The organism is Streptomyces sp. NBC_00154, from assembly GCF_026342835.1.
Classification (GTDB): domain Bacteria; phylum Actinomycetota; class Actinomycetes; order Streptomycetales; family Streptomycetaceae; genus Streptomyces.
In genome coordinates this window covers 4006622-4026119 of sequence record NZ_JAPEMI010000001.1, presented here as the reverse complement: position 1 = coordinate 4026119, position 19498 = coordinate 4006622, and the positions used below count along the sequence as shown (strand labels likewise).

The 19498-nt window shown below is 66.3% G+C and carries 12 protein-coding genes and 3 rRNA genes; 5 read left to right on the top strand and 10 right to left on the bottom strand.

The features are described from left to right. Nucleotides 1-10: 10 nt before the first annotated feature. The 7 genes from OHA03_RS18100 to mtnA form a co-directional block, all read right to left on the bottom strand. Nucleotides 11-769 (bottom strand): response regulator transcription factor, encoded by a 759-nt coding sequence (locus tag OHA03_RS18100; RefSeq protein ID WP_030980228.1) that lies wholly within the window; start codon nt 767-769, stop codon nt 11-13. A 183-nt stretch (nt 770-952) separates the two neighbouring features. Then, on the bottom strand, nt 953-1642 hold the full coding sequence (raiA, locus tag OHA03_RS18095; protein WP_267004867.1) for a ribosome-associated translation inhibitor RaiA: 690 nt from the start codon (nt 1640-1642) through the stop codon (nt 953-955). A 327-nt stretch (nt 1643-1969) separates the two neighbouring features. Then, nucleotides 1970-2677: a ComF family protein gene (locus tag OHA03_RS18090; RefSeq protein ID WP_267004866.1), complete on the bottom strand. Its 708-nt coding sequence runs from the start codon at nt 2675-2677 to the stop codon at nt 1970-1972. 95 nt (nt 2678-2772) lie between these two features. Then, nucleotides 2773-4638 carry an LpqB family beta-propeller domain-containing protein gene (locus OHA03_RS18085; RefSeq protein ID WP_267004865.1) on the bottom strand — a complete coding sequence of 622 codons (1866 nt, stop codon included), beginning with the start codon at nt 4636-4638 and terminating at the stop codon, nt 2773-2775. After that, nucleotides 4628-6652 carry an MtrAB system histidine kinase MtrB gene (gene mtrB, locus OHA03_RS18080; RefSeq protein WP_267004864.1) on the bottom strand — a complete coding sequence of 675 codons (2025 nt, stop codon included), beginning with the start codon at nt 6650-6652 and terminating at the stop codon, nt 4628-4630. Before mtrB ends, OHA03_RS18085 begins: the two co-directional genes overlap by 11 nt. A gap of 1 nt (nt 6653) precedes the next feature. Beyond that, the gene (gene mtrA / locus OHA03_RS18075) at nt 6654-7343 is read right to left on the bottom strand and encodes a two-component system response regulator MtrA (RefSeq protein ID WP_007448372.1); all 690 of its coding nucleotides are present in this window, start codon (nt 7341-7343) and stop codon (nt 6654-6656) included. A 4-nt stretch (nt 7344-7347) separates the two neighbouring features. Continuing rightward, nucleotides 7348-8493 (bottom strand): S-methyl-5-thioribose-1-phosphate isomerase, encoded by a 1146-nt coding sequence (gene mtnA / locus OHA03_RS18070; RefSeq protein WP_267004863.1) that lies wholly within the window; start codon nt 8491-8493, stop codon nt 7348-7350. Nucleotides 8494-8633: 140 nt separating this feature from the next. On the opposite strand from mtnA, the gene OHA03_RS18065 reads away from it, so the two are divergent. From OHA03_RS18065 to OHA03_RS18045, 5 genes are read left to right on the top strand one after another with little or no spacing between them, the layout of a single operon-like run. Continuing rightward, nucleotides 8634-9833, top strand: a complete 1200-nt coding sequence (locus tag OHA03_RS18065) for a glycerophosphoryl diester phosphodiesterase membrane domain-containing protein (RefSeq protein ID WP_267004862.1) — start codon at nt 8634-8636, stop codon at nt 9831-9833. A gap of 4 nt (nt 9834-9837) precedes the next feature. Further along, nucleotides 9838-10527, top strand: a complete 690-nt coding sequence (locus tag OHA03_RS18060; protein ID WP_267004861.1) for a DUF4129 domain-containing protein — start codon at nt 9838-9840, stop codon at nt 10525-10527. Next, nucleotides 10524-11747, top strand: a complete 1224-nt coding sequence (locus tag OHA03_RS18055; RefSeq protein ID WP_267004860.1) for a DUF4350 domain-containing protein — start codon at nt 10524-10526, stop codon at nt 11745-11747. The genes OHA03_RS18060 and OHA03_RS18055 overlap by 4 nt, the downstream gene beginning before the upstream one ends. Beyond that, nucleotides 11744-12745 carry a MoxR family ATPase gene (locus OHA03_RS18050; protein WP_267004859.1) on the top strand — a complete coding sequence of 334 codons (1002 nt, stop codon included), beginning with the start codon at nt 11744-11746 and terminating at the stop codon, nt 12743-12745. The genes OHA03_RS18055 and OHA03_RS18050 overlap by 4 nt, the downstream gene beginning before the upstream one ends. Before the next feature lie 10 nt (nt 12746-12755). Further along, nucleotides 12756-14066: a DUF58 domain-containing protein gene (locus OHA03_RS18045; RefSeq protein WP_267008087.1), complete on the top strand. Its 1311-nt coding sequence runs from the start codon at nt 12756-12758 to the stop codon at nt 14064-14066. Nucleotides 14067-14184: 118 nt separating this feature from the next. Here OHA03_RS18045 and rrf read toward each other — a convergent pair. The 3 genes from rrf to OHA03_RS18030 all read right to left on the bottom strand — a co-directional run bounded on the left by rrf (nt 14185) and on the right by OHA03_RS18030 (nt 19328). Then, nucleotides 14185-14301: ribosomal RNA gene (gene rrf, locus OHA03_RS18040) — 5S ribosomal RNA — on the bottom strand. A 79-nt stretch (nt 14302-14380) separates the two neighbouring features. Further along, a 23S ribosomal RNA gene (locus OHA03_RS18035) occupies nt 14381-17503 on the bottom strand. 299 nt (nt 17504-17802) lie between these two features. Then, nucleotides 17803-19328 (bottom strand): 16S ribosomal RNA (locus OHA03_RS18030). Together the 16S, 23S and 5S rRNA genes form the textbook arrangement of a ribosomal RNA operon. Between the last annotated feature and the right edge of the window lie 170 nt (nt 19329-19498).

Genomic DNA, 19498 nt, shown 5'->3' with positions numbered 1-19498 from the left:
TGCCGTTGCTTTACCTGATCTCGAGGATCTTCTCCCGCATGGCATAGACCACTGCTTCCATCCTGGAGTGCAGCTGCAGCTTCTCCAGAATGTTGCGCACGTGGTTCTTCACGGTGTTCTCGGAAATGAACAGCTCCTTCGCGATATCGCGATTGTTCATGCCCGTGGCAACCAGTTTGAGGACTTCGAGCTCCCGGTCGGTCAGCCGCGGCGCCGGCACCAGTCGGCGCTCGTCGGTCCGCTGGATCATCGACTTGAACTCGGTGAGCAATTTGGACGCCATGGACGGGCTGATCTGGGACTGCCCGTCGGCGACCGCGCGGATCGCCGTGGCCACCTCGTCCGTGGAGATCTCCTTGAGGAGATAGCCGGTGGCCCCCGCCTTGATCGCGTCGTAGAGGTCGGCCTCCTCGTCGCTGATCGTCAGCATGATGATCTTCGCGCTGGGGGCCACCTCCTTGATGGACGTGCAGGCCTCGATGCCGCCCCGCTTGGGCATGCGCACATCCATCAGCACGATGTCGGGCAGCAGATCGGCCGCCTTGTCGACCGCCTCCGCCCCGTCACCCGCCTCGCCGACGACCTGGATGTCCTCCTCCTGGGCGAGGACGATCTCCAGGCCTCTGCGGAAGAGCGCATGGTCGTCCACCACCAGAACGCGGATCGGCTCCTTGCGGGAACCACTGTCCGTGTCCGCGCCGGTATCGGCACCGGCAGCGTCGTCTCCTCCGTCATTTGCATCGCGCACGGGCCCGAAGGTGTCCGCCATCGTTCCTCCCCCTGAAGGCCATGGCCTGAAGTTCACAAACTCTCCGCCAACGGCAGTTCACAGAGCACCGATTGGCTTGGGGCGCCATGATTTCATGCCTGGACGTCAGAGCGGTGGTTCTGTCGTCGCACGCGGGTGCCCCTGGCGCGAATTACGCCCCAGGGGCACCACCGATGCGGGGCGTCAGCCGCCGAGCGCACCGCCCGCGCCGCCCGCCTCGTCAGCGGCCAGCGGGTCGGTCCTCAGATGAATGACACCGTAGTCGTAAGCATGCCGCCGATAGACGACACTGGGCTCCTTCGTCTCGGAGTCGACGAACAGATAGAAGTCGTGCCCGACCAGCTCCATCTCGTAGAGCGCCTGGTCGAGCGTCATCGGTGCCGCGACGTGCGTCTTCTCGCGCATCACCAGCGGTCCTTCGCCCTGTACCTCGAGCGAGCCGATCCTGGTGATGGGTACTGACGGCCCGGCGCCGTCGCCGGCCAGGTCGCCCTCACTGTTGAAGGACGCCGTGCCCGGCACCGTCTCGGCGACTTCGGCAGCGGGAATCCGGCCGTTGCCACGGCGGCTGTAGCGCTTGTCATGCTGCTTGCGCAGCCGCGCCTCCAGCTTCCCGGTGGCCAGGTCCAGCGCTGCGTACGGGTCGCCTGCGGCCGCTTCAGCGCGGATTACCGGCCCACGCGAGCGGAGCGTGATCTCCACCCGGTCGGAGCGGTCTGCCTGACGGGGGTTTGGCTCCTTGGACACCTCGACGTCGAGGCTGATCACCTTGCCGTCGAACTTCTGGATCTTGTCCAGCTTCAGCTTCTCGGCCACGTGCTTGCGGAACCGCTCGGGCACCTCGGTCTTGCGGCCCTTGACGACGATGTCCACGCAGAACTCCGTTCCCGGATCGCTCCGCTCAGCGGCGGAGCATCTCCCTTTTGCACCAGGCCCCGGTGGTCGCCGGAGCCGCGGACTCGGTGACTTCCACCTCCTCCTCCCCCGTCGGGGAGGTCTCCACCCCACCGATCTTTTTGAACGTCTGGCCTACCGGTGAGTCGCCTGCCCGAAACCTGGTGGTGCACTCGTCGAGGTCTGGCATTCACCATTCCTCACAACCGAACATAGCCTGATCGGCCGGATGTCGGCACCCGCTACTCGCACGTACCTCCGTTCAGGGCCCTTTACCCACTCACTACCTGCAACGATGCAAGTCGACTAGCAGTTCCGGTTTATTGCGAAGGCAGACGGCGATGCTGCGACAACGGCCGCCTGCCCCGTTCGTCCGCCCGCGGCTTCGACCGCCCGTGCAGCCTCCGCCAGCGAGGCCCCGGTCGTCAGAAGGTCGTCCACGACTACTACCCGTTCGGCCGCAAGCAGCCGCTCACCACCGGCCACCACCTCCAGCGCACCCGCGAGATTCGCCTGCCGCTGCCGGGCGCCGAGCCCCGACTGATCGGCCACCGGGCGCCGTTGCCGCAGCACCGGAACCACTCTGGCCGGAATCCCGCCACGCCTCAGCTCGCTCGCTGCGGCCAGCGCGATCCGGCGTGCCGGATCATGCCCGCGCGCCGCAACGGCCCGCCGCGCCGACGGCACGGGTACGAGCAGCAGCGGCCCCGGACCGCTCACCTGCCCCGTCCCGGCCCGCACGGCGCCCGCCAGCGCCCTGCCGAGCGCCCGCGACAGAGGAAGTGCGCCACGCTCCTTGTGTGCCAGGAGCACCGCCCGTACCGCGTTCTCGTACGCGGCGGCGGCATGCACCACCGGCAGCCCGGCGGGCTCCGGCGCGGGTCTCACCCGTTGCGGCGCCACGCCGTACAGCGCCGCCCGGCAGTCCTCGCACAGCTCGCTTCGCGGCCTACCGCAGCCACCACAGGCCACCGGCAGCACCAGCCCGGCGATCTCCCGCCACCACCCCCGCATATCTCCACTGTGCCCCCGGCCCACGAACCCGGCCACCCCTGTGGAAAACACAGGCCCCTCGCCCAAGGCCCGCCGTCCGCCCGCCTGCACAGGCCTCAGCCCGGGTAGACCAGCGACGAACCTTCCTTGAGCACCGTCTGCCAGTTGTCACCCGGCGACAGCTTCACTATCCCGTCACCCTCGGTGTCCGCCATCAGCGGCAACTGCTCGTCGTCCGCCGCTGCGACCGCCGACACCTGGTTCACCCCGGGCAGCACGCCCGAGGCCGGTGCCGAACCGTCCGCCTGCACATAGCGCACCTGCTGCACGCCGCCCTGCTCCTTGCCGACCACCACGAGACGGCTCCGGCCCGACCAGGACATCGCGGTGACATCCGCCAGCTGCGGCGCGGCCTGCCGCAGCTCCACGACGGAGACCTCCTGCTTCGAGGCCGGTCCCTGACGCTCGATCCGGCCGATTTTCAGCGTGGTGTGCCCGTCCTTGGTCAGCAGCAGCGCGATCCGCACCCCGTCCGCCGACAGCCGCAACGCCTCCAGTCGCGCGCCGTCCAGGCTCGGCACCGTGACCTCCGACGGCTTGCCGGCGCCACCGGCCAGCCGCAGCAGCCGGGAGTTCTCCGGGTCCCGGTCGGCCACCCAGAGATCGCCCCGGCCGTCCCAGCTGGGCGCCGACAGACGGTCGTTCAGATTCTTGCCGCTGCTGGTCACCGCGGGCGCGGGCAGTTCGCCCTCCGAGACGATGGAGGACACGTACAGGGACTCGTTGTTCTGCGAGACCGCTGCCGCCAGCTGCTCGTCACGAGCCACGCCGACCGTGCTCATCCGCACCGGCCCGTCACCGAACGGGCCGGTCACCGGCTCCGGATCGCCGCTGCCCCTGGTGGATCCCGGGATGCACTGGACATGCCCCTTGGCATCGACGAAGTACTGGCTGTCGGGGCCGCCCGACGAACCGTCCGGAGCGAACTCCTCCGCCTGATCGGCGCCCAGCACACACAGCGGCGAGCTGTCGGACCGCTGCAGCTCCACCTGCTCGACCCGGGCGGACGTCAGGTCCCGCACGGTGTACAGCACCTGAGAGGCCATCATGCGGCAGGAGCGCTGCCCGACGTTGTCCGCCCTCTTGTTCAGCGGGACCTTCAGGACGCTGCGGTCGTCGGGCGCCAGCGCGGTGACGCCCTTGCGCAGCGCCGTACTGGTGGGGAAGCGGGTGTCGACCACCGGCCGCAGCCAGTTGGTCGGCCCCTCGATGAGGCTGCGGACCGTCTGCGTCACGGTGTCCATCCCCGTGACGGGATCCGTCCGGTTGCGTACGTAGACCGGGTCGGCAACCAGCGTGGACTGTCCTGCCGTCCGCCCGGTGGCGAAGTAGTACTTGTTGACGGAGCGGTAGAGGCGCTTGAAGTCGGACTGGCCGAGCAGCAGACCGTCCGGCACGAGGTCGATGCGCCACTCCTTGCCGTCCGGCCCGTTCTGCCGCACCAGATGCAGGGTGCGGTTGAACTGCGTGGGCGCGACCGGCTGGTAGGCACTCTGTGCGTCGACCGTCGCCACCTTCTCGCCGGTCAGCGTGTAGCTGAGCTCCGTGCTGCTGCGGTCGCCGTCGTGGACCGGGCGGTCGCTGCGGTTCGGCGCCTTCGAGAGCACCGTGGTGAACGCGCTCGGCCGCCAGCTGCCGGCCGCCTTCTTCGTCAGGTACTTGCGGGTGGTCCGGAAGCCGGGGTCATCGCTGGTCATGGACTCCAGGAAGCCGTCGACCACCTCGATGGGAGTGGCGTTGTCGCGCGGCGCCACCGCGTACACCTGGACCTGGGAGTCACCCGGCTGCGAGGCGTCGACGGCTTTGACGTCCCCGGTGACGGGCATCGAGCCGCACGCGGACAGCAGCACGATGCCGCACCCCAGCAACGCGGTCACTCCCACCGCACGTCCACGGCCGTCCTGACGACGGTCAGTGCCCACGAGTCGTGTCCTCCCGCTCCGGGTGGTGCGCAGCAGATTCGACGTCGCCGCCCGGCCGGTCGTCGGCCGGGCGGGCGACCACCCGGGCGCCGCTGCCCGGCAGAGCCGCCGGATGCACAGAAGCGGGCGCCGTGCGGGGAGCCACGGAGGCACGCGCCGGCACGGGCAGCGGCGACCGGTCCGAGCCGCTCTGTTGGGCGGGCACCGAGGTCAGCCGGTGCTCACTGCCGGTCGTGACGCCGTCCGTGGCCCGCTCCCGGTTCTCCCGGTTGCGGCGCGAGTCCTCGGGCTCCAGCGGTATCGGCGATCCGCGCAGCGGCTCGTCCGCCGTACGCGGCAGGGTCAGGCGGAACTGCGAACCGCCGCCCGGCTCGCCCCACGCCTGCAGCCAGCCGCCGTGCAGCCGGGCGTCCTCGACGGCGATCGACAGCCCGAGACCGGTACCGCCCGTCGTCCGGGCCCGCGCGGGGTCGGCGCGCCAGAAGCGGTTGAAGACCCGGGTCGCCTCTCCCGGCTTGAGACCCACGCCGTAGTCCCGGACGGCGATGGCGACCGCTCCTCCGGCCACCCCCATCCGCACCACGACATCCTTGCCCTCGCCGTGCTCGACGGCGTTGACGACCAGGTTGCGCAGCACGCGCTCGACCCGTCGTGCGTCGGCCTCCGCGATCACCGGCTGTTCGTCACCGACCACCCGGATCCGGGTGCCCTTGCGCTCGGCGAGCGGCTCGGCACCGCCGATCACCCGTCGTACGACCTGCCGCAGGTCTATCGGCTCGGCCTCCAGCGCCGCGGCGCCTGCGTCGAACCGGCTGATCTCCAGCAGATCGGAGAGCAGCGACTCGAACCGGTCGAGCTGGTCCCCGAGGAGCTCGGCGGAGCGAGCCGTCACAGGGTCGAAGTCCACGCGCGCCTCGTGGATCACGTCGGCGGCCATGCGCACGGTCGTCAGCGGTGTCCGCAGCTCGTGCGAGACGTCCGATACGAAGCGCCGCTGCATCCGGGAGAGCTCCTCCAGCTGCTGGATCTTCAGCTGAAGGTTCTGCGCCATCTTGTTGAAGGCCTCACCGAGCCGGGCGATGTCGTCCTCGCCGGTGACCTTCATCCGCTCCTGCAGCCGGCCCGCGGAGAGTCGCTCGGCGATTCCCGCCGCCATCCGTACAGGTGTGACGACCTGCCGCACCACGAACCAGGCGATGGCCCCGAGCAGCACGACCACGAACAGTCCCGCAGTGGCCAGGGTGCCCTTGACCAGGGTCAGTGATTTCTCCTCCTGCGTCAGCGGGAAGAGGTAGTAGAGCTGGTACGGGTTGTGGTCGATGTCGTACAGGCGCTTGCCCACGACGAGACCCGGCTGCGACTCCTGCCCGTTCGCATACCTGATCAGCGAGTACGTCTGGAACGCACCCGGCCCCTTGTCCACGGCCTCCCGCAGGCTCTGCGGGACGCTGGCCGCTTCCACGCTGCCCGAGCCGCGCGGCGCACGGGTGCCGTCGTCGGCGCTGAGCGCCACGACGTTGAAGGCGTTCTTGCCGCCACTGGCGAGCTGATCGACGAGCTCGGTCCGCCACGAGTTGTTGGCGGTCGCCCCGTCACCGGCATCGCCTCCCCGCCCACCGGGGGTGAGCGGAGCGTTCGCCTTGTCCTGGGCCGCCGCGAAACCACCGGCGGCCTGTGTCTGAGCAGCCTTGCCCTTCGCGTCGAGCAGACCGTTGCGCACCTGTCCGATCACGACCAGGCCGAGCAGCAGCACCACCCCGAGCGACATGAGCAGCGTGCCCGCGACGACCCGCAACTGGAGGTTGCGCCGCCACAACCGCGCGGCGGGCAGCAGCGGACGCCGCACCCAGCGCATCAGCAGTCGCGGCACGGGACCGCCGGGCGCCCGGTCGTGGAACAACCGGCCGCCCTGCAGAAGCCTCCCCAACGGCGAAGACCCACGTCCCGAACCGGCAGCCCGCCCCGTACGGACTCCCGGCCCCCCGGGCTTCGGAGCAGCGCTACCCAGGGACATGTCAGCTCGGTCCGGCCTTGTAACCGACACCTCGGACGGTCACCACGATCTCCGGCCGCTCCGGGTCCTTCTCGACCTTGGAACGCAGCCGCTGGACATGAACATTCACCAGACGGGTGTCGGCGGCATGGCGATACCCCCATACCTGCTCGAGCAGTACTTCACGGGTGAAGACCTGCCACGGCTTACGGGCGAGCGCGACCAGCAGGTCGAACTCCAGCGGGGTCAGTGCGATCGACTGCCCCTCCCGCTTCACCGAGTGACCGGCCACATCGATGACCAGATCCCCAATGGTCAGCTGTTCCGGTGCCGGCTCCTCGGACCTACGCAAACGTGCCCTGATCCGGGCAACCAACTCCTTAGGTTTGAACGGCTTGACGATGTAGTCGTCGGCCCCGGACTCCAGGCCCACCACCACATCGACCGTGTCGCTCTTAGCCGTAAGCATGACGATCGGCACACCCGACTCGGCCCTGATCAGCCTGCAGACTTCGATGCCGTCCCGTCCGGGCAGCATGAGATCCAGCAGAACCAGGTCCGGCTTGGCCTCACGAAATGCGGCAAGTGCCTTGTCGCCGTCCGCTACGAACGACGGCTCGAACCCTTCACCACGCAGCACAATCCCGAGCATCTCGGCCAGTGCGGTGTCGTCGTCGACGACAAGGACGCGTCCCTTCATAATCGACATCATCCCATTAGCTAATCGTTATCTGCGATGACCTGGCACACAGCTCTGCCAGTCCGACCCCCGTGACCGGGGAAACTGAGCCCTCCTCCGTGACGATCGCCGTGATCAGTTCCGGCGGCGTGATGTCGAATGCGGGGTTGTACGCCTGGGTTCCCAGCGGTGCCACGAGCAGTCCGCCCGCCTCCCCGCCGTCCGGACCGATCTGCGGAGATGTGAGCTCCGTCACCTCTCGGCCGGGGCGCTGCTCCACAATGATCGACGCCCCGTCCGCGGTCTCCAGATCCACGGTCGTGGTCGGCGCCACCACAATGAACGGCACATGGTGGTATTTGGCAAGCACCGCCAGCGGATAACTCCCGACTTTGTTCGCCACGGACCCGTCCGCCGCGATGCGGTCGGCGCCGATGAGCACGGCATCGACCTCCCCCGCGGCGAACAGCGAACCCGCCGCGTTGTCCGTGAGCAGGCTGTACGCCATCCCGTTGCGTGCCGCCTCGTAAGCGGTCAGCCGAGCCCCCTGCAACAGCGGACGCGTCTCGTCCACCCAGAGCCTTCGCAGCCGCCCCGCCCGGTGCGCGCGGAGCGCCACCGCGAAGGCCGTGCCCTCACCACCCGAGACGAGCGCCCCCGAATTGCAGTGCGTGAGCAGCTGATGCCCACCGCCCGGCAGCAGCTCGTCGAGCAGCGCGAGCCCGTACTGCGCCATGCGCCGACTGGCCTCGGCGTCCTCCCGGTGCAGCGCCTTCGCCTCCTCCAGCGCCACCGCGGCCGCCCGCTGCCGATCCGCACCCTTGTCCAGGGCCGCCCAGTACGCCCCTGCCGCACGCCGCACCCCGTATCCGAGGTTCACGGCGGTCGGCCGCGCCCCCTCCAGCAGCCCCGCAGCCTCCGCGACGTCGTAACCCCGGACAGCGGCCAGCGCCACCCCGTAGGCCCCGGCGATGCCCAGCAACGGCGCCCCGCGCACAGCCAGCGTCTGGATCGCCCGCACCAGCGCGGGCACATCCGCACACACCAGCCCGACCTCCTCGGCGGGCAGCCGCGTCTGGTCGAGGAGCACCAGCACAGGGCCTCCCGGAGGCTCGTCCCAGCGGATGGAGGGAAGCGCGGGAGGCTCGATGCCCACCGGCGATTGCGCGTCCTGATCAGCCATCCGCCCAGTCTGCCCGGTGAGCCGCCCACAAATGAAGGTGCGAAGGAGACGGAGCACCCGGCCCGTACCGGACCAACGCGTGGCACGATGGCTGCCAACCTGCCGCCCCGATGAGCGGACAGGACCGTGAAGGAGCGAGAATGAACGACACTCCGGGCTGGGCCTCGCCCGGATCTGCCCCCTCCGAGAGCCAGGAGGCGGGCGTCCCCCAGCCTTCCGCGCCCACGGACGGCAACGGCCACGCCGGGAACTGGTCTCCCGCGCAGCCGCCCGCAGGCCAGTGGTCGCCACCGAGCATCCCCGGCAGCGGTCACGGCGCACCGCCGCCCGTCCCCGGCTGGGGCAGCAGGCCGCAGGGATCCGGCTGGGGTCAGCCACCCGCGGCAAAGCCCGGTGTCATCCCGCTCCGCCCACTCGGCGTCGGCGAGATCCTCGACGGTGCGGTGTCCGCGATGCGTGCGCACTGGCGCACGGTCCTCGGAATCACGCTCACCGTCTCCGTGATCGCCCAGATCGCCATCATCCTCGTGCAGCGCTACCTGCTGCCGGAGCCCGCGTCGGTCGACCCGAACGCGACCGGCGCGGAGGCGCTCCGCCAGGCCGCCGACTCCGCCCGGTCCACCCTGGTCTACAGCGCCCCGTCCACGCTCATCACCCTGATCGCGACGCTCTTCACCACATCCATGCTCACCGTGGTGATCAGCCGCTCGGTACTGGGCCGCTCCGTGACGCTCTCCGAAGCGTGGGCCGAGGCCCGGCCCCGCCTGCTCCAGCTGCTGGGCCTGACCCTCCTGCTGGCCTTGATGGCCGCCGGAATCATGGCAGTGGGCGTGCTGCCCGGTGCGCTGATGGGCTCCACCGCAGGTGTCGGCCTCATCCTCATCGGCTTCATGGCCGCCTGTGTCGTCGTCATCTGGCTGATGGTCCGCTTCTGCCTCGCCACGCCGGCGCTGATGCTGGAGCGGCAGTCGATCACCGTCTCGATGCGCCGGTCCGCGAAGCTGGTCCGGGGCGCCTGGTGGCGGATGTTCGGCATCCTGCTCCTCACCTGGCTCCTGACGCTCATCGTGACCCTGGTCATCGCCATCCCGTTCGGCATCATCGCGATGATCGTGGACGGCGACGGACTGAGCACCTTCCTCACCGGCGAGTCCACCGGATTCGGCTGGCCGTTCCTGATCATCTCCGGCATCGGCGAGGTCATCATCTCCACGATCACCTACCCGCTCTCCGCCGGTGTGATGGCTCTGCTCTACGTGGACCAGCGCATCCGCCGCGAAGCACTCGACCTCGAGCTCGCCAGGGCCGCGGGCCTGTCCGGCTACGACACCAGGAGCTGATGCCGTGTCGGGGGCGGGGGGCACTACAACAGCATGGCTACTGATCCATGCGAGCAACGACGTACCGGTGGACACTCCGCGTGTTCCCGCCCGTGAGGCGGCGAAGCACGAGCTGTCCCATCCGATGTACCACGAGAACGACCCGAACCTCCTCCAGCGCGGCCTCGACCGCCTGTGGGGGTGGCTCGGCGATCTCTTCGCCACCGCCTCGAACGCCGCACCCGGCGGACCGCTCGGGCTGATCGTCCTCGTACTGGTGGTCATTGGCCTGGCCGTCGCTCTCTGGTGGCGGCTGGGCACCCCGCAGCGCACCCCCCGCACCACGGACGCGCTCTTCGACGACAGCCCCCGCAGCGCGGCCGAACACCGCACGGCCGCCGAGGCCCACGCTGCCGCCCAGCGCTGGAACGAGGCCGTCCAGGAACGCATGCGCGCCATCGTGCGCTCCCTCGAAGAACGCGCCCTCCTCGACCCACGCCCCGGCCGCACGGCCGACGAGGCCGCCGCCGAGGCCGGCCGCTCACTGCCCGGACACGAGATACCGCTTCGCGCCGCCGCCCGTAACTTCGATGACGTCACATACGGCGGCCGGACCGCCGACCAGCAGACGTATCTGACGGTGCAGGCCCTCGACCGTGACCTCGAGAACGCAAAGCCCCTGCTGACCACCGCGGTCCGGGGAGCCGCCGAATGACCGCAGTCACCACCGCCACCACCGCGTCCCCCACCTCGGCCTCCTCCTCTCCCCGCCAGCTCTGGGCCCGTACCCGCGGTCTGCTGTTCGCCCTCCTCCTTCTCGTAGCCGCCGGAATCGTGCTGGCCACCGCACGCTCCGGCGACCAGCACGGCCGACTCGACCCCCGCTCCGCCGACCAGCACGGCAGCCGGGCCGTCGCCGAACTCCTCAAGGACCGCGGCGTCTCCGTCCGCGTGACCACCACGCTCGACGACACCACTGCGGCGACCGGCCCCGACACCACTCTGCTCGTCACCGCCCCGAACCTGCTGACGCCGCATCAGCAGAACGAACTCCGCGCCGCGACCACCGACTCGGCCGGCCGCACCGTCCTCCTCGCGGCAGACCCCCTGTCCGTCAACGCACTGGCCCCCGGCGTCCGCGCGAACTCCTCCGGCCCGGTGGCCGCCCGCGCACCGCAGTGCTCCCTGCCCGCAGCCCGCACGGCGGGTGACGCCGACACAGGAGGCTTCCGCTACACGGCGGACGGCCTCGACACCATCGGCTGCTATCCAAGTGGCAACCTCCCCACCCTGCTCCTCGTCCAGGAGAAGGGCGCCGGTGACACCGTCCTCCTCGGCGCCCCCGATCTGCTCTACAACAACCGGCTCGCCAGCCACGGCAACGCCTCCCTGGCCCTGCAACTCCTCGGCTCCCGCCCGCATCTGGTCTGGTACCTCCCCTCGCTCGCTGATCCCTCCGCCGCTCAGGACCGCGACGGTGTCGACGACGGCACGGGCGACAACCGCAGCTTCGTCGACCTCATCCCGTCGGGCTGGCTCTGGGGCACTCTGCAGCTCGCAGTCGCCGCCGTGCTCGCAGCCATCTGGCGCGCCCGCCGACTGGGCTCCCTGGTCACCGAACGGCTGCCCGTGGCCATTCGCGCCTCCGAATCCACGGAGGGCCGAGCTCGCCTCTACCGCAAGGCGAACGCCCGCGACCGGGCCGCCTCTTCACTGCGCTCCGCCACCCGCACCCGTATCGCACCCCTCATCGGCGTCTCCCCACGCGATGCCCACTCCCCCTCCGTGCTCCTTCCCGCCGTCTCCGCGCGCCTCAGCACCGCTGAAGGCGGCCTGGACACCCTGCTCTTCGGCCCGGAGCCGGCCGACGATGCCACCCTTGTCCGTCTGGCAGACCAACTCGACACCCTCGAAAGAGAGGTACGCACTTCATGAGCGCCCCGCCCCCAGTGCCCGCCGGGACAACCGAGACCGTCGGGAACGACGACACAGCCCGCGCATCCCTGGAAGCTCTGCGCTCCGAGATCGCCAAAGCCGTGGTCGGCCAGGACCCGGCCGTCACCGGACTGGTCGTCGCACTGCTCTGCCGAGGCCACGTCCTCCTCGAAGGCGTCCCCGGCGTAGCCAAGACCCTCCTGGTCCGCGCCCTCGCCGCCTCACTCGAACTCGACACCAAGCGCGTCCAGTTCACCCCCGATCTGATGCCGAGCGACGTCACCGGATCCCTCGTCTACGACGCCCGCACCGCCGAGTTCTCCTTCCAGCCCGGCCCGGTCTTCACCAACCTCCTCCTGGCCGACGAGATCAACCGCACGCCCCCCAAAACGCAGTCCTCCCTCCTGGAGGCAATGGAGGAGCGCCAGGTCACCGTCGACGGAACCCCTCGCCCCCTGCCGGACCCCTTTCTGGTCGCCGCCACCCAGAACCCCGTCGAGTACGAGGGCACGTATCCGCTTCCCGAGGCCCAACTGGACCGCTTCCTCCTCAAACTGACGGTGCCGCTGCCGTCACGCGACGAGGAGATCAACGTCCTGACCCGCCATGCCGATGGCTTCAATCCCCGCGACCTGAAGTCAGCAGGTGTACGCCCCGTCGCAGGCCCCGCCGACCTGGAGGCCGCACGCAACGCGGTCGCCAAGACCACGGTCTCCCCCGAGATCGCCGGCTATGTCGTCGATATCTGCCGTGCCACGCGTGAATCCCCCTCGCTCTCCCTCGGTGTATCCCCCCGAGGCGCAACCGCCCTGCTCTCCACGGCCCGCGCATGGGCCTGGCTCACCGGCCGTGACTACGTCATCCCGGATGACGTGAAAGCCCTGGCACTCCCCACGCTCCGCCATCGCATCCAGCTGCGGCCCGAGGCGGAGATGGAAGGAGTCACCCCCGACTCCGTCATCACCGCAGTCCTCGCCCACGTACCCGTACCCCGATGAGGCGGTGACCGTGGCCCTCACCGGACGAACCGCGCTGCTCGCCGCTCTGGGGTCACTCCCCGTAGGCATCCTGGCCCCGAGCTGGACAGGCATGCTCGCGGTCAACGCCCCTCTCTCGCTAGCAATTCTGTGCGACTATGCCCTGGCAGCGCCAGTGCGAACGCTCCAGTTCACTCGATCCGGCGACACAACCGTTCGACTCGGTGACGGCGCAGAAGTGCAACTGACCGTAACCAATCGCTCGCGTCGTCGGCTGCGCGCGCACCTCCGCGACGCCTGGCCCCCCAGCAGCTGGCTCACCGGCACGGAGCAGGCTGCGTCCCGTCACACCTTGAACATCCCGGCCGGCGAACGCCGTCGCGTCACCACGCTCCTGCGCCCCACCCGTCGCGGCGACCGCCGGGCGGAGCGAGTCACCGTCCGCTCCTACGGGCCGCTGGGACTGGCAGCCCGGCAGGGAAATCATCACGTCCCGTGGACGGTGCGCGTCCTTCCACCCTTCACCAGTCGCAAGCATCTGCCGTCCCGCCTTGCCAGACTCCGCGAGCTCGACGGCCGCACCAGTGTCCTCACCCGTGGCGAAGGCACGGAGTTCGACAGTCTGCGCGCCTACGTCCCCGGCGATGACACCCGCTCCATCGACTGGCGGGCAACAGCACGCCAGTCCGCTGTCGCTGTCCGGATGTGGCGCCCTGAGCGGGACCGCCACATCCTCATCGTTCTCGATACGGGCCGTACCTCGGCTGGCCGGGTCGGTGATGTGCCCCGGCTCGACGCGGCAATGGACGCGGCACTGCTCCTCACTGCTCTCGCAACACGTGCCGGCGACCGCGTCGACCTGCTGGCCCATGACCGCCGCACCCGCGCCCAGGTTCAGGGCCGCGCCGGAGGGGAAGTTCTGTCGGCCATGGTCACGGCGATGGCTACGCTCGAACCGGAGCTCGTGGAAACAGACGCCCGAGGACTCAGCGCCACTGCCCTGGCAAGCGCCCCTCGTCGCTCTCTGATCGTGCTTCTCACCAGTCTGGACGCGGCCCCTGTCGAAGAGGGCCTGCTCCCCGTCCTCCCCCGGCTGACCCAGCGCCACACGGTGCTGGTGGCCGCGGTGGCCGACCCGCACATCGAGGAGATGGCCGGCGCCCGAGGCACAGTGGATGCGGTCTACGAAGCGGCAGCGGCGACACAATCTCAAGCACAGCGACGCCGCACTGCGGAACAGCTCCAGCGCCATGGTGTGGTGGTCGTCGATGCCACTCCGGACAATCTCGCCCCGGCTCTCGCCGACACGTATCTCGCCCTCAAGGCGGCAGGCCGTCTCTGATCCCACGCGGCAACCATGGACTCACACCGAGGAGTCATGGTCGCCGCAGCGGGAAACGGCCGGCCCGTAAACGCAGAAAAGCCCCGCACCAGAGGTGCGGGGCTTTCCCGGAATAATTGTTCGGCGGCGTCCTACTCTCCCACAGGGTCCCCCCTGCAGTACCATCGGCGCTGAAAGGCTTAGCTTCCGGGTTCGGAATGTAACCGGGCGTTTCCCTAACGCAATGACCACCGAAACACTATGAAATTAACCAACACCGGGCAACAACACGGCCGTTCGTTATTTCAGAACTAACACAGTGGACGCGAGCAACTGAGGACAAGCCCTCGGCCTATTAGTACCAGTCAGCTCCACCCGTTGCCGGGCTTCCACATCTGGCCTATCAACCCAGTCGTCTACTGGGAGCCTTAACCCCTCAAAGGGGGTGGGAATACTCATCTCGAAGCAGGCTTCCCGCTTAGATGCTTTCAGCGGTTATCCTTTCCGAACGTAGCCAACCAGCCATGCCCTTGGCAGGACAACTGGCACACCAGAGGTTCGTCCGTCCCGGTCCTCTCGTACTAGGGACAGCCCTTCTCAATATTCCTACGCGCGCAGCGGATAGGGACCGAACTGTCTCACGACGTTCTAAACCCAGCTCGCGTACCGCTTTAATGGGCGAACAGCCCAACCCTTGGGACCGACTCCAGCCCCAGGATGCGACGAGCCGACATCGAGGTGCCAAACCATCCCGTCGATATGGACTCTTGGGGAAGATCAGCCTGTTATCCCCGGGGTACCTTTTATCCGTTGAGCGACAGCGCTTCCACAAGCCACTGCCGGATCACTAGTCCCGACTTTCGTCCCTGCTCGACCCGTCGGTCTCACAGTCAAGCTCCCTTGTGCACTTACACTCAACACCTGATTGCCAACCAGGCTGAGGGAACCTTTGGGCGCCTCCGTTACTCTTTAGGAGGCAACCGCCCCAGTTAAACTACCCATCAGACACTGTCCCTGATCCGGATCACGGACCCAGGTTAGACATCCAGCACGACCAGAGTGGTATTTCAACGGCGACTCCACAACCACTGGCGTGGCTGCTTCAAAGTCTCCCACCTATCCTACACAAGCCGAACCGAACACCAATATCAAACTGTAGTAAAGGTCCCGGGGTCTTTCCGTCCTGCTGCGCGAAACGAGCATCTTTACTCGTAGTGCAATTTCACCGGGCCTATGGTTGAGACAGTCGAGAAGTCGTTACGCCATTCGTGCAGGTCGGAACTTACCCGACAAGGAATTTCGCTACCTTAGGATGGTTATAGTTACCACCGCCGTTTACTGGCGCTTAAGTTCTCAGCTTCGCCGACCCGAAAGTCAGCTAACCGGTCCCCTTAACGTTCCAGCACCGGGCAGGCGTCAGTCCGTATACATCGCCTTACGGCTTCGCACGGACCTGTGTTTTTAGTAAACAGTCGCTTCTCGCTGGTCTCTGCGGCCACCCCCAGCTCATGGAGTAAATCCAATCACCAGTGATGGCCCCCTTCTCCCGAAGTTACGGGGGCATTTTGCCGAGTTCCTTAACCATAGTTCACCCGAACGCCTCGGTATTCTCTACCTGACCACCTGAGTCGGTTTAGGGTACGGGCCGCCATGAAACTCGCTAGAGGCTTTTCTCGACAGCATAGGATCATCCACTTCACCACAATCGGCTCGGCATCAGGTCTCAGACTTAATGTGTGACGGATTTGCCTATCACACGCCCTACACCCTTACCCCGGGACTACCACCGCCCGGGCTGGACTACCTTCCTGCGTCACCCCATCGCTTACCTACTACAAGTCTGGTTCGTCGGCTCCACCACTACCCTCAACTCCGAAGAGATCGGGCCGGCTTCACGGACTTAGCATCGCCTGATTCAGTACTGGGCGTTTCAAAGCGGGTACCGGAATATCAACCGGTTGTCCATCGACTACGCCTGTCGGCCTCGCCTTAGGTCCCGACTTACCCTGGGCAGATCAGCTTGACCCAGGAACCCTTAGTCAATCGGCGCACACGTTTCTCACGTGTGTATCGCTACTCATGCCTGCATTCTCACTCGTGAACCGTCCACAACTCGCTTCCGCGGCTGCTTCACCCGGCACACGACGCTCCCCTACCCATCCCAGCAGGCGTTGGCCCTATATGCTGGAATGACACGACTTCGGCGGTACGCTTGAGCCCCGCTACATTGTCGGCGCGGAATCACTTGACCAGTGAGCTATTACGCACTCTTTCAAGGGTGGCTGCTTCTAAGCCAACCTCCTGGTTGTCTCTGCGACTCCACATCCTTTCCCACTTAGCGTACGCTTAGGGGCCTTAGTCGATGCTCTGGGCTGTTTCCCTCTCGACCATGGAGCTTATCCCCCACAGTCTCACTGCCGTGCTCTCACTTACCGGCATTCGGAGTTTGGCTAAGGTCAGTAACCCGGTAGGGCCCATCGCCTATCCAGTGCTCTACCTCCGGCAAGAAACACACGACGCTGCACCTAAATGCATTTCGGGGAGAACCAGCTATCACGGAGTTTGATTGGCCTTTCACCCCTAACCACAGGTCATCCCCCAGGTTTTCAACCCTGGTGGGTTCGGTCCTCCACGAAGTCTTACCTCCGCTTCAACCTGCCCATGGCTAGATCACTCCGCTTCGGGTCTTGAGCGCGCTACTAAAACGCCCTATTCGGACTCGCTTTCGCTACGGCTTCCCCACACGGGTTAACCTCGCAACACACCGCAAACTCGCAGGCTCATTCTTCAAAAGGCACGCAGTCACGACATGCAAGCAAGCTTGCATGCGACGCTCCCACGGCTTGTAGGCACACGGTTTCAGGTACTATTTCACTCCGCTCCCGCGGTACTTTTCACCATTCCCTCACGGTACTATCCGCTATCGGTCACCAGGGAATATTTAGGCTTAGCGGGTGGTCCCGCCAGATTCACACGGGATTTCTCGGGCCCCGTGCTACTTGGGTGTCTCTTAAACGAGCCGTTAATGTTTCAGCTACGGGGGTCTTACCCTCTACGCCGGACCTTTCGCATGTCCTTCGCCTACATCAACGGTTTCTGACTCGCCTCACAGCCGGCAGACTGTGAAAAAGAGATCCCACAACCCCGCATGCGCAACCCCTGCCGGGTATCACACGCATACGGTTTGGCCTCATCCAGTTTCGCTCGCCACTACTCCCGGAATCACGGTTGTTTTCTCTTCCTGAGGGTACTGAGATGTTTCACTTCCCCTCGTTCCCTCCACACTGCCTATGTGTTCAGCAGCGGGTGACAGCCCATGACGACTGCCGGGTTTCCCCATTCGGACACCCCCGGATCAAAGCTCGGTTGACAGCTCCCCGGGGCCTATCGTGGCCTCCCACGTCCTTCATCGGTTCCTGGTGCCAAGGCATCCACCGTGCGCCCTTAAAAACTTGGCCACAGATGCTCGCGTCCACTGTGCAGTTCTCAAACAACGACCAGCCACCCATCACCCCACCCCTAAGGGCGAGTTCACTGGGGCCGGCAACTGAAGGCAACCTTGCGGCCATACCCTCAGACACCCAACAACGTGCCCGACACGACCGACCACCTCTCACGTTCCACGCCGAAGCAGTACTAGTGAAAAACAACCTGTCGTGCCGAATAGTCAACGTTCCACCCATGAGCTAACCACCGTCGAACATTTGCCGACGTAGTGGCCTCTGACCAAGCAAGCTTGGTAAGAAGTGCTCCTTAGAAAGGAGGTGATCCAGCCGCACCTTCCGGTACGGCTACCTTGTTACGACTTCGTCCCAATCGCCAGTCCCACCTTCGACAGCTCCCTCCCACAAGGGGTTGGGCCACCGGCTTCGGGTGTTACCGACTTTCGTGACGTGACGGGCGGTGTGTACAAGGCCCGGGAACGTATTCACCGCAGCAATGCTGATCTGCGATTACTAGCAACTCCGACTTCATGGGGTCGAGTTGCAGACCCCAATCCGAACTGAGACCGGCTTTTTGAGATTCGCTCCGCCTCGCGGCATCGCAGCTCATTGTACCGGCCATTGTAGCACGTGTGCAGCCCAAGACATAAGGGGCATGATGACTTGACGTCGTCCCCACCTTCCTCCGAGTTGACCCCGGCAGTCTCCTGTGAGTCCCCATCACCCCGAAGGGCATGCTGGCAACACAGAACAAGGGTTGCGCTCGTTGCGGGACTTAACCCAACATCTCACGACACGAGCTGACGACAGCCATGCACCACCTGTATACCGACCACAAGGGGGGCACCATCTCTGATGCTTTCCGGTATATGTCAAGCCTTGGTAAGGTTCTTCGCGTTGCGTCGAATTAAGCCACATGCTCCGCTGCTTGTGCGGGCCCCCGTCAATTCCTTTGAGTTTTAGCCTTGCGGCCGTACTCCCCAGGCGGGGAACTTAATGCGTTAGCTGCGGCACCGACGACGTGGAATGTCGCCAACACCTAGTTCCCAACGTTTACGGCGTGGACTACCAGGGTATCTAATCCTGTTCGCTCCCCACGCTTTCGCTCCTCAGCGTCAGTAATGGCCCAGAGATCCGCCTTCGCCACCGGTGTTCCTCCTGATATCTGCGCATTTCACCGCTACACCAGGAATTCCGATCTCCCCTACCACACTCTAGCCTGCCCGTATCGACTGCAGACCCGGGGTTAAGCCCCGGGCTTTCACAACCGACGCAACAAGCCGCCTACGAGCTCTTTACGCCCAATAATTCCGGACAACGCTTGCGCCCTACGTATTACCGCGGCTGCTGGCACGTAGTTAGCCGGCGCTTCTTCTGCAGGTACCGTCACTCTCGCTTCTTCCCTGCTGAAAGAGGTTTACAACCCGAAGGCCGTCATCCCTCACGCGGCGTCGCTGCATCAGGCTTTCGCCCATTGTGCAATATTCCCCACTGCTGCCTCCCGTAGGAGTCTGGGCCGTGTCTCAGTCCCAGTGTGGCCGGTCGCCCTCTCAGGCCGGCTACCCGTCGTCGCCTTGGTAGGCCATCACCCCACCAACAAGCTGATAGGCCGCGGGCTCATCCTTCACCGCCGGAGCTTTCAACCCCGTCCCATGCGGGACAGAGTATTATCCGGTATTAGACCCCGTTTCCAGGGCTTGTCCCAGAGTGAAGGGCAGATTGCCCACGTGTTACTCACCCGTTCGCCACTAATCCACCCCGAAAGGCTTCATCGTTCGACTTGCATGTGTTAAGCACGCCGCCAGCGTTCGTCCTGAGCCAGGATCAAACTCTCCGTGAATGTTTTCCCGTAATCGGGAGACACATCACGAGAGCGGGACGATCAGCCGGAATAAGACCGACCGTCCACAGCGTCCTCGCTGTGTAATTGCCTACCGGAACCACAAGGGCCCGGCAGGACTTTCAAAGGAACCACCAACCTGCCGAAACAGGCCGGGGTATCAACATATC

Excerpts from the sequence above, each read along its gene's own strand:
- OHA03_RS18065 (WP_267004862.1), top strand. The coding sequence starts at position 8,634 with ATGAACGACACTCCGGGCTGGGCCTCGCCCGGATCTGCCCCCTCCGAG.
- OHA03_RS18090 (WP_267004866.1), bottom strand. The coding sequence starts at position 2,677 with ATGCGGGGGTGGTGGCGGGAGATCGCCGGGCTGGTGCTGCCGGTGGCC.
- mtrA (WP_007448372.1), bottom strand. The coding sequence starts at position 7,343 with ATGATGTCGATTATGAAGGGACGCGTCCTTGTCGTCGACGACGACACC.
- OHA03_RS18050 (WP_267004859.1), top strand. The coding sequence starts at position 11,744 with ATGAGCGCCCCGCCCCCAGTGCCCGCCGGGACAACCGAGACCGTCGGG.
- OHA03_RS18055 (WP_267004860.1), top strand. The coding sequence starts at position 10,524 with ATGACCGCAGTCACCACCGCCACCACCGCGTCCCCCACCTCGGCCTCC.
- mtrB (WP_267004864.1), bottom strand. The coding sequence starts at position 6,652 with ATGTCCCTGGGTAGCGCTGCTCCGAAGCCCGGGGGGCCGGGAGTCCGT.
- OHA03_RS18100 (WP_030980228.1), bottom strand. The coding sequence starts at position 769 with ATGGCGGACACCTTCGGGCCCGTGCGCGATGCAAATGACGGAGGAGAC.
- mtnA (WP_267004863.1), bottom strand. The coding sequence starts at position 8,493 with ATGGCTGATCAGGACGCGCAATCGCCGGTGGGCATCGAGCCTCCCGCG.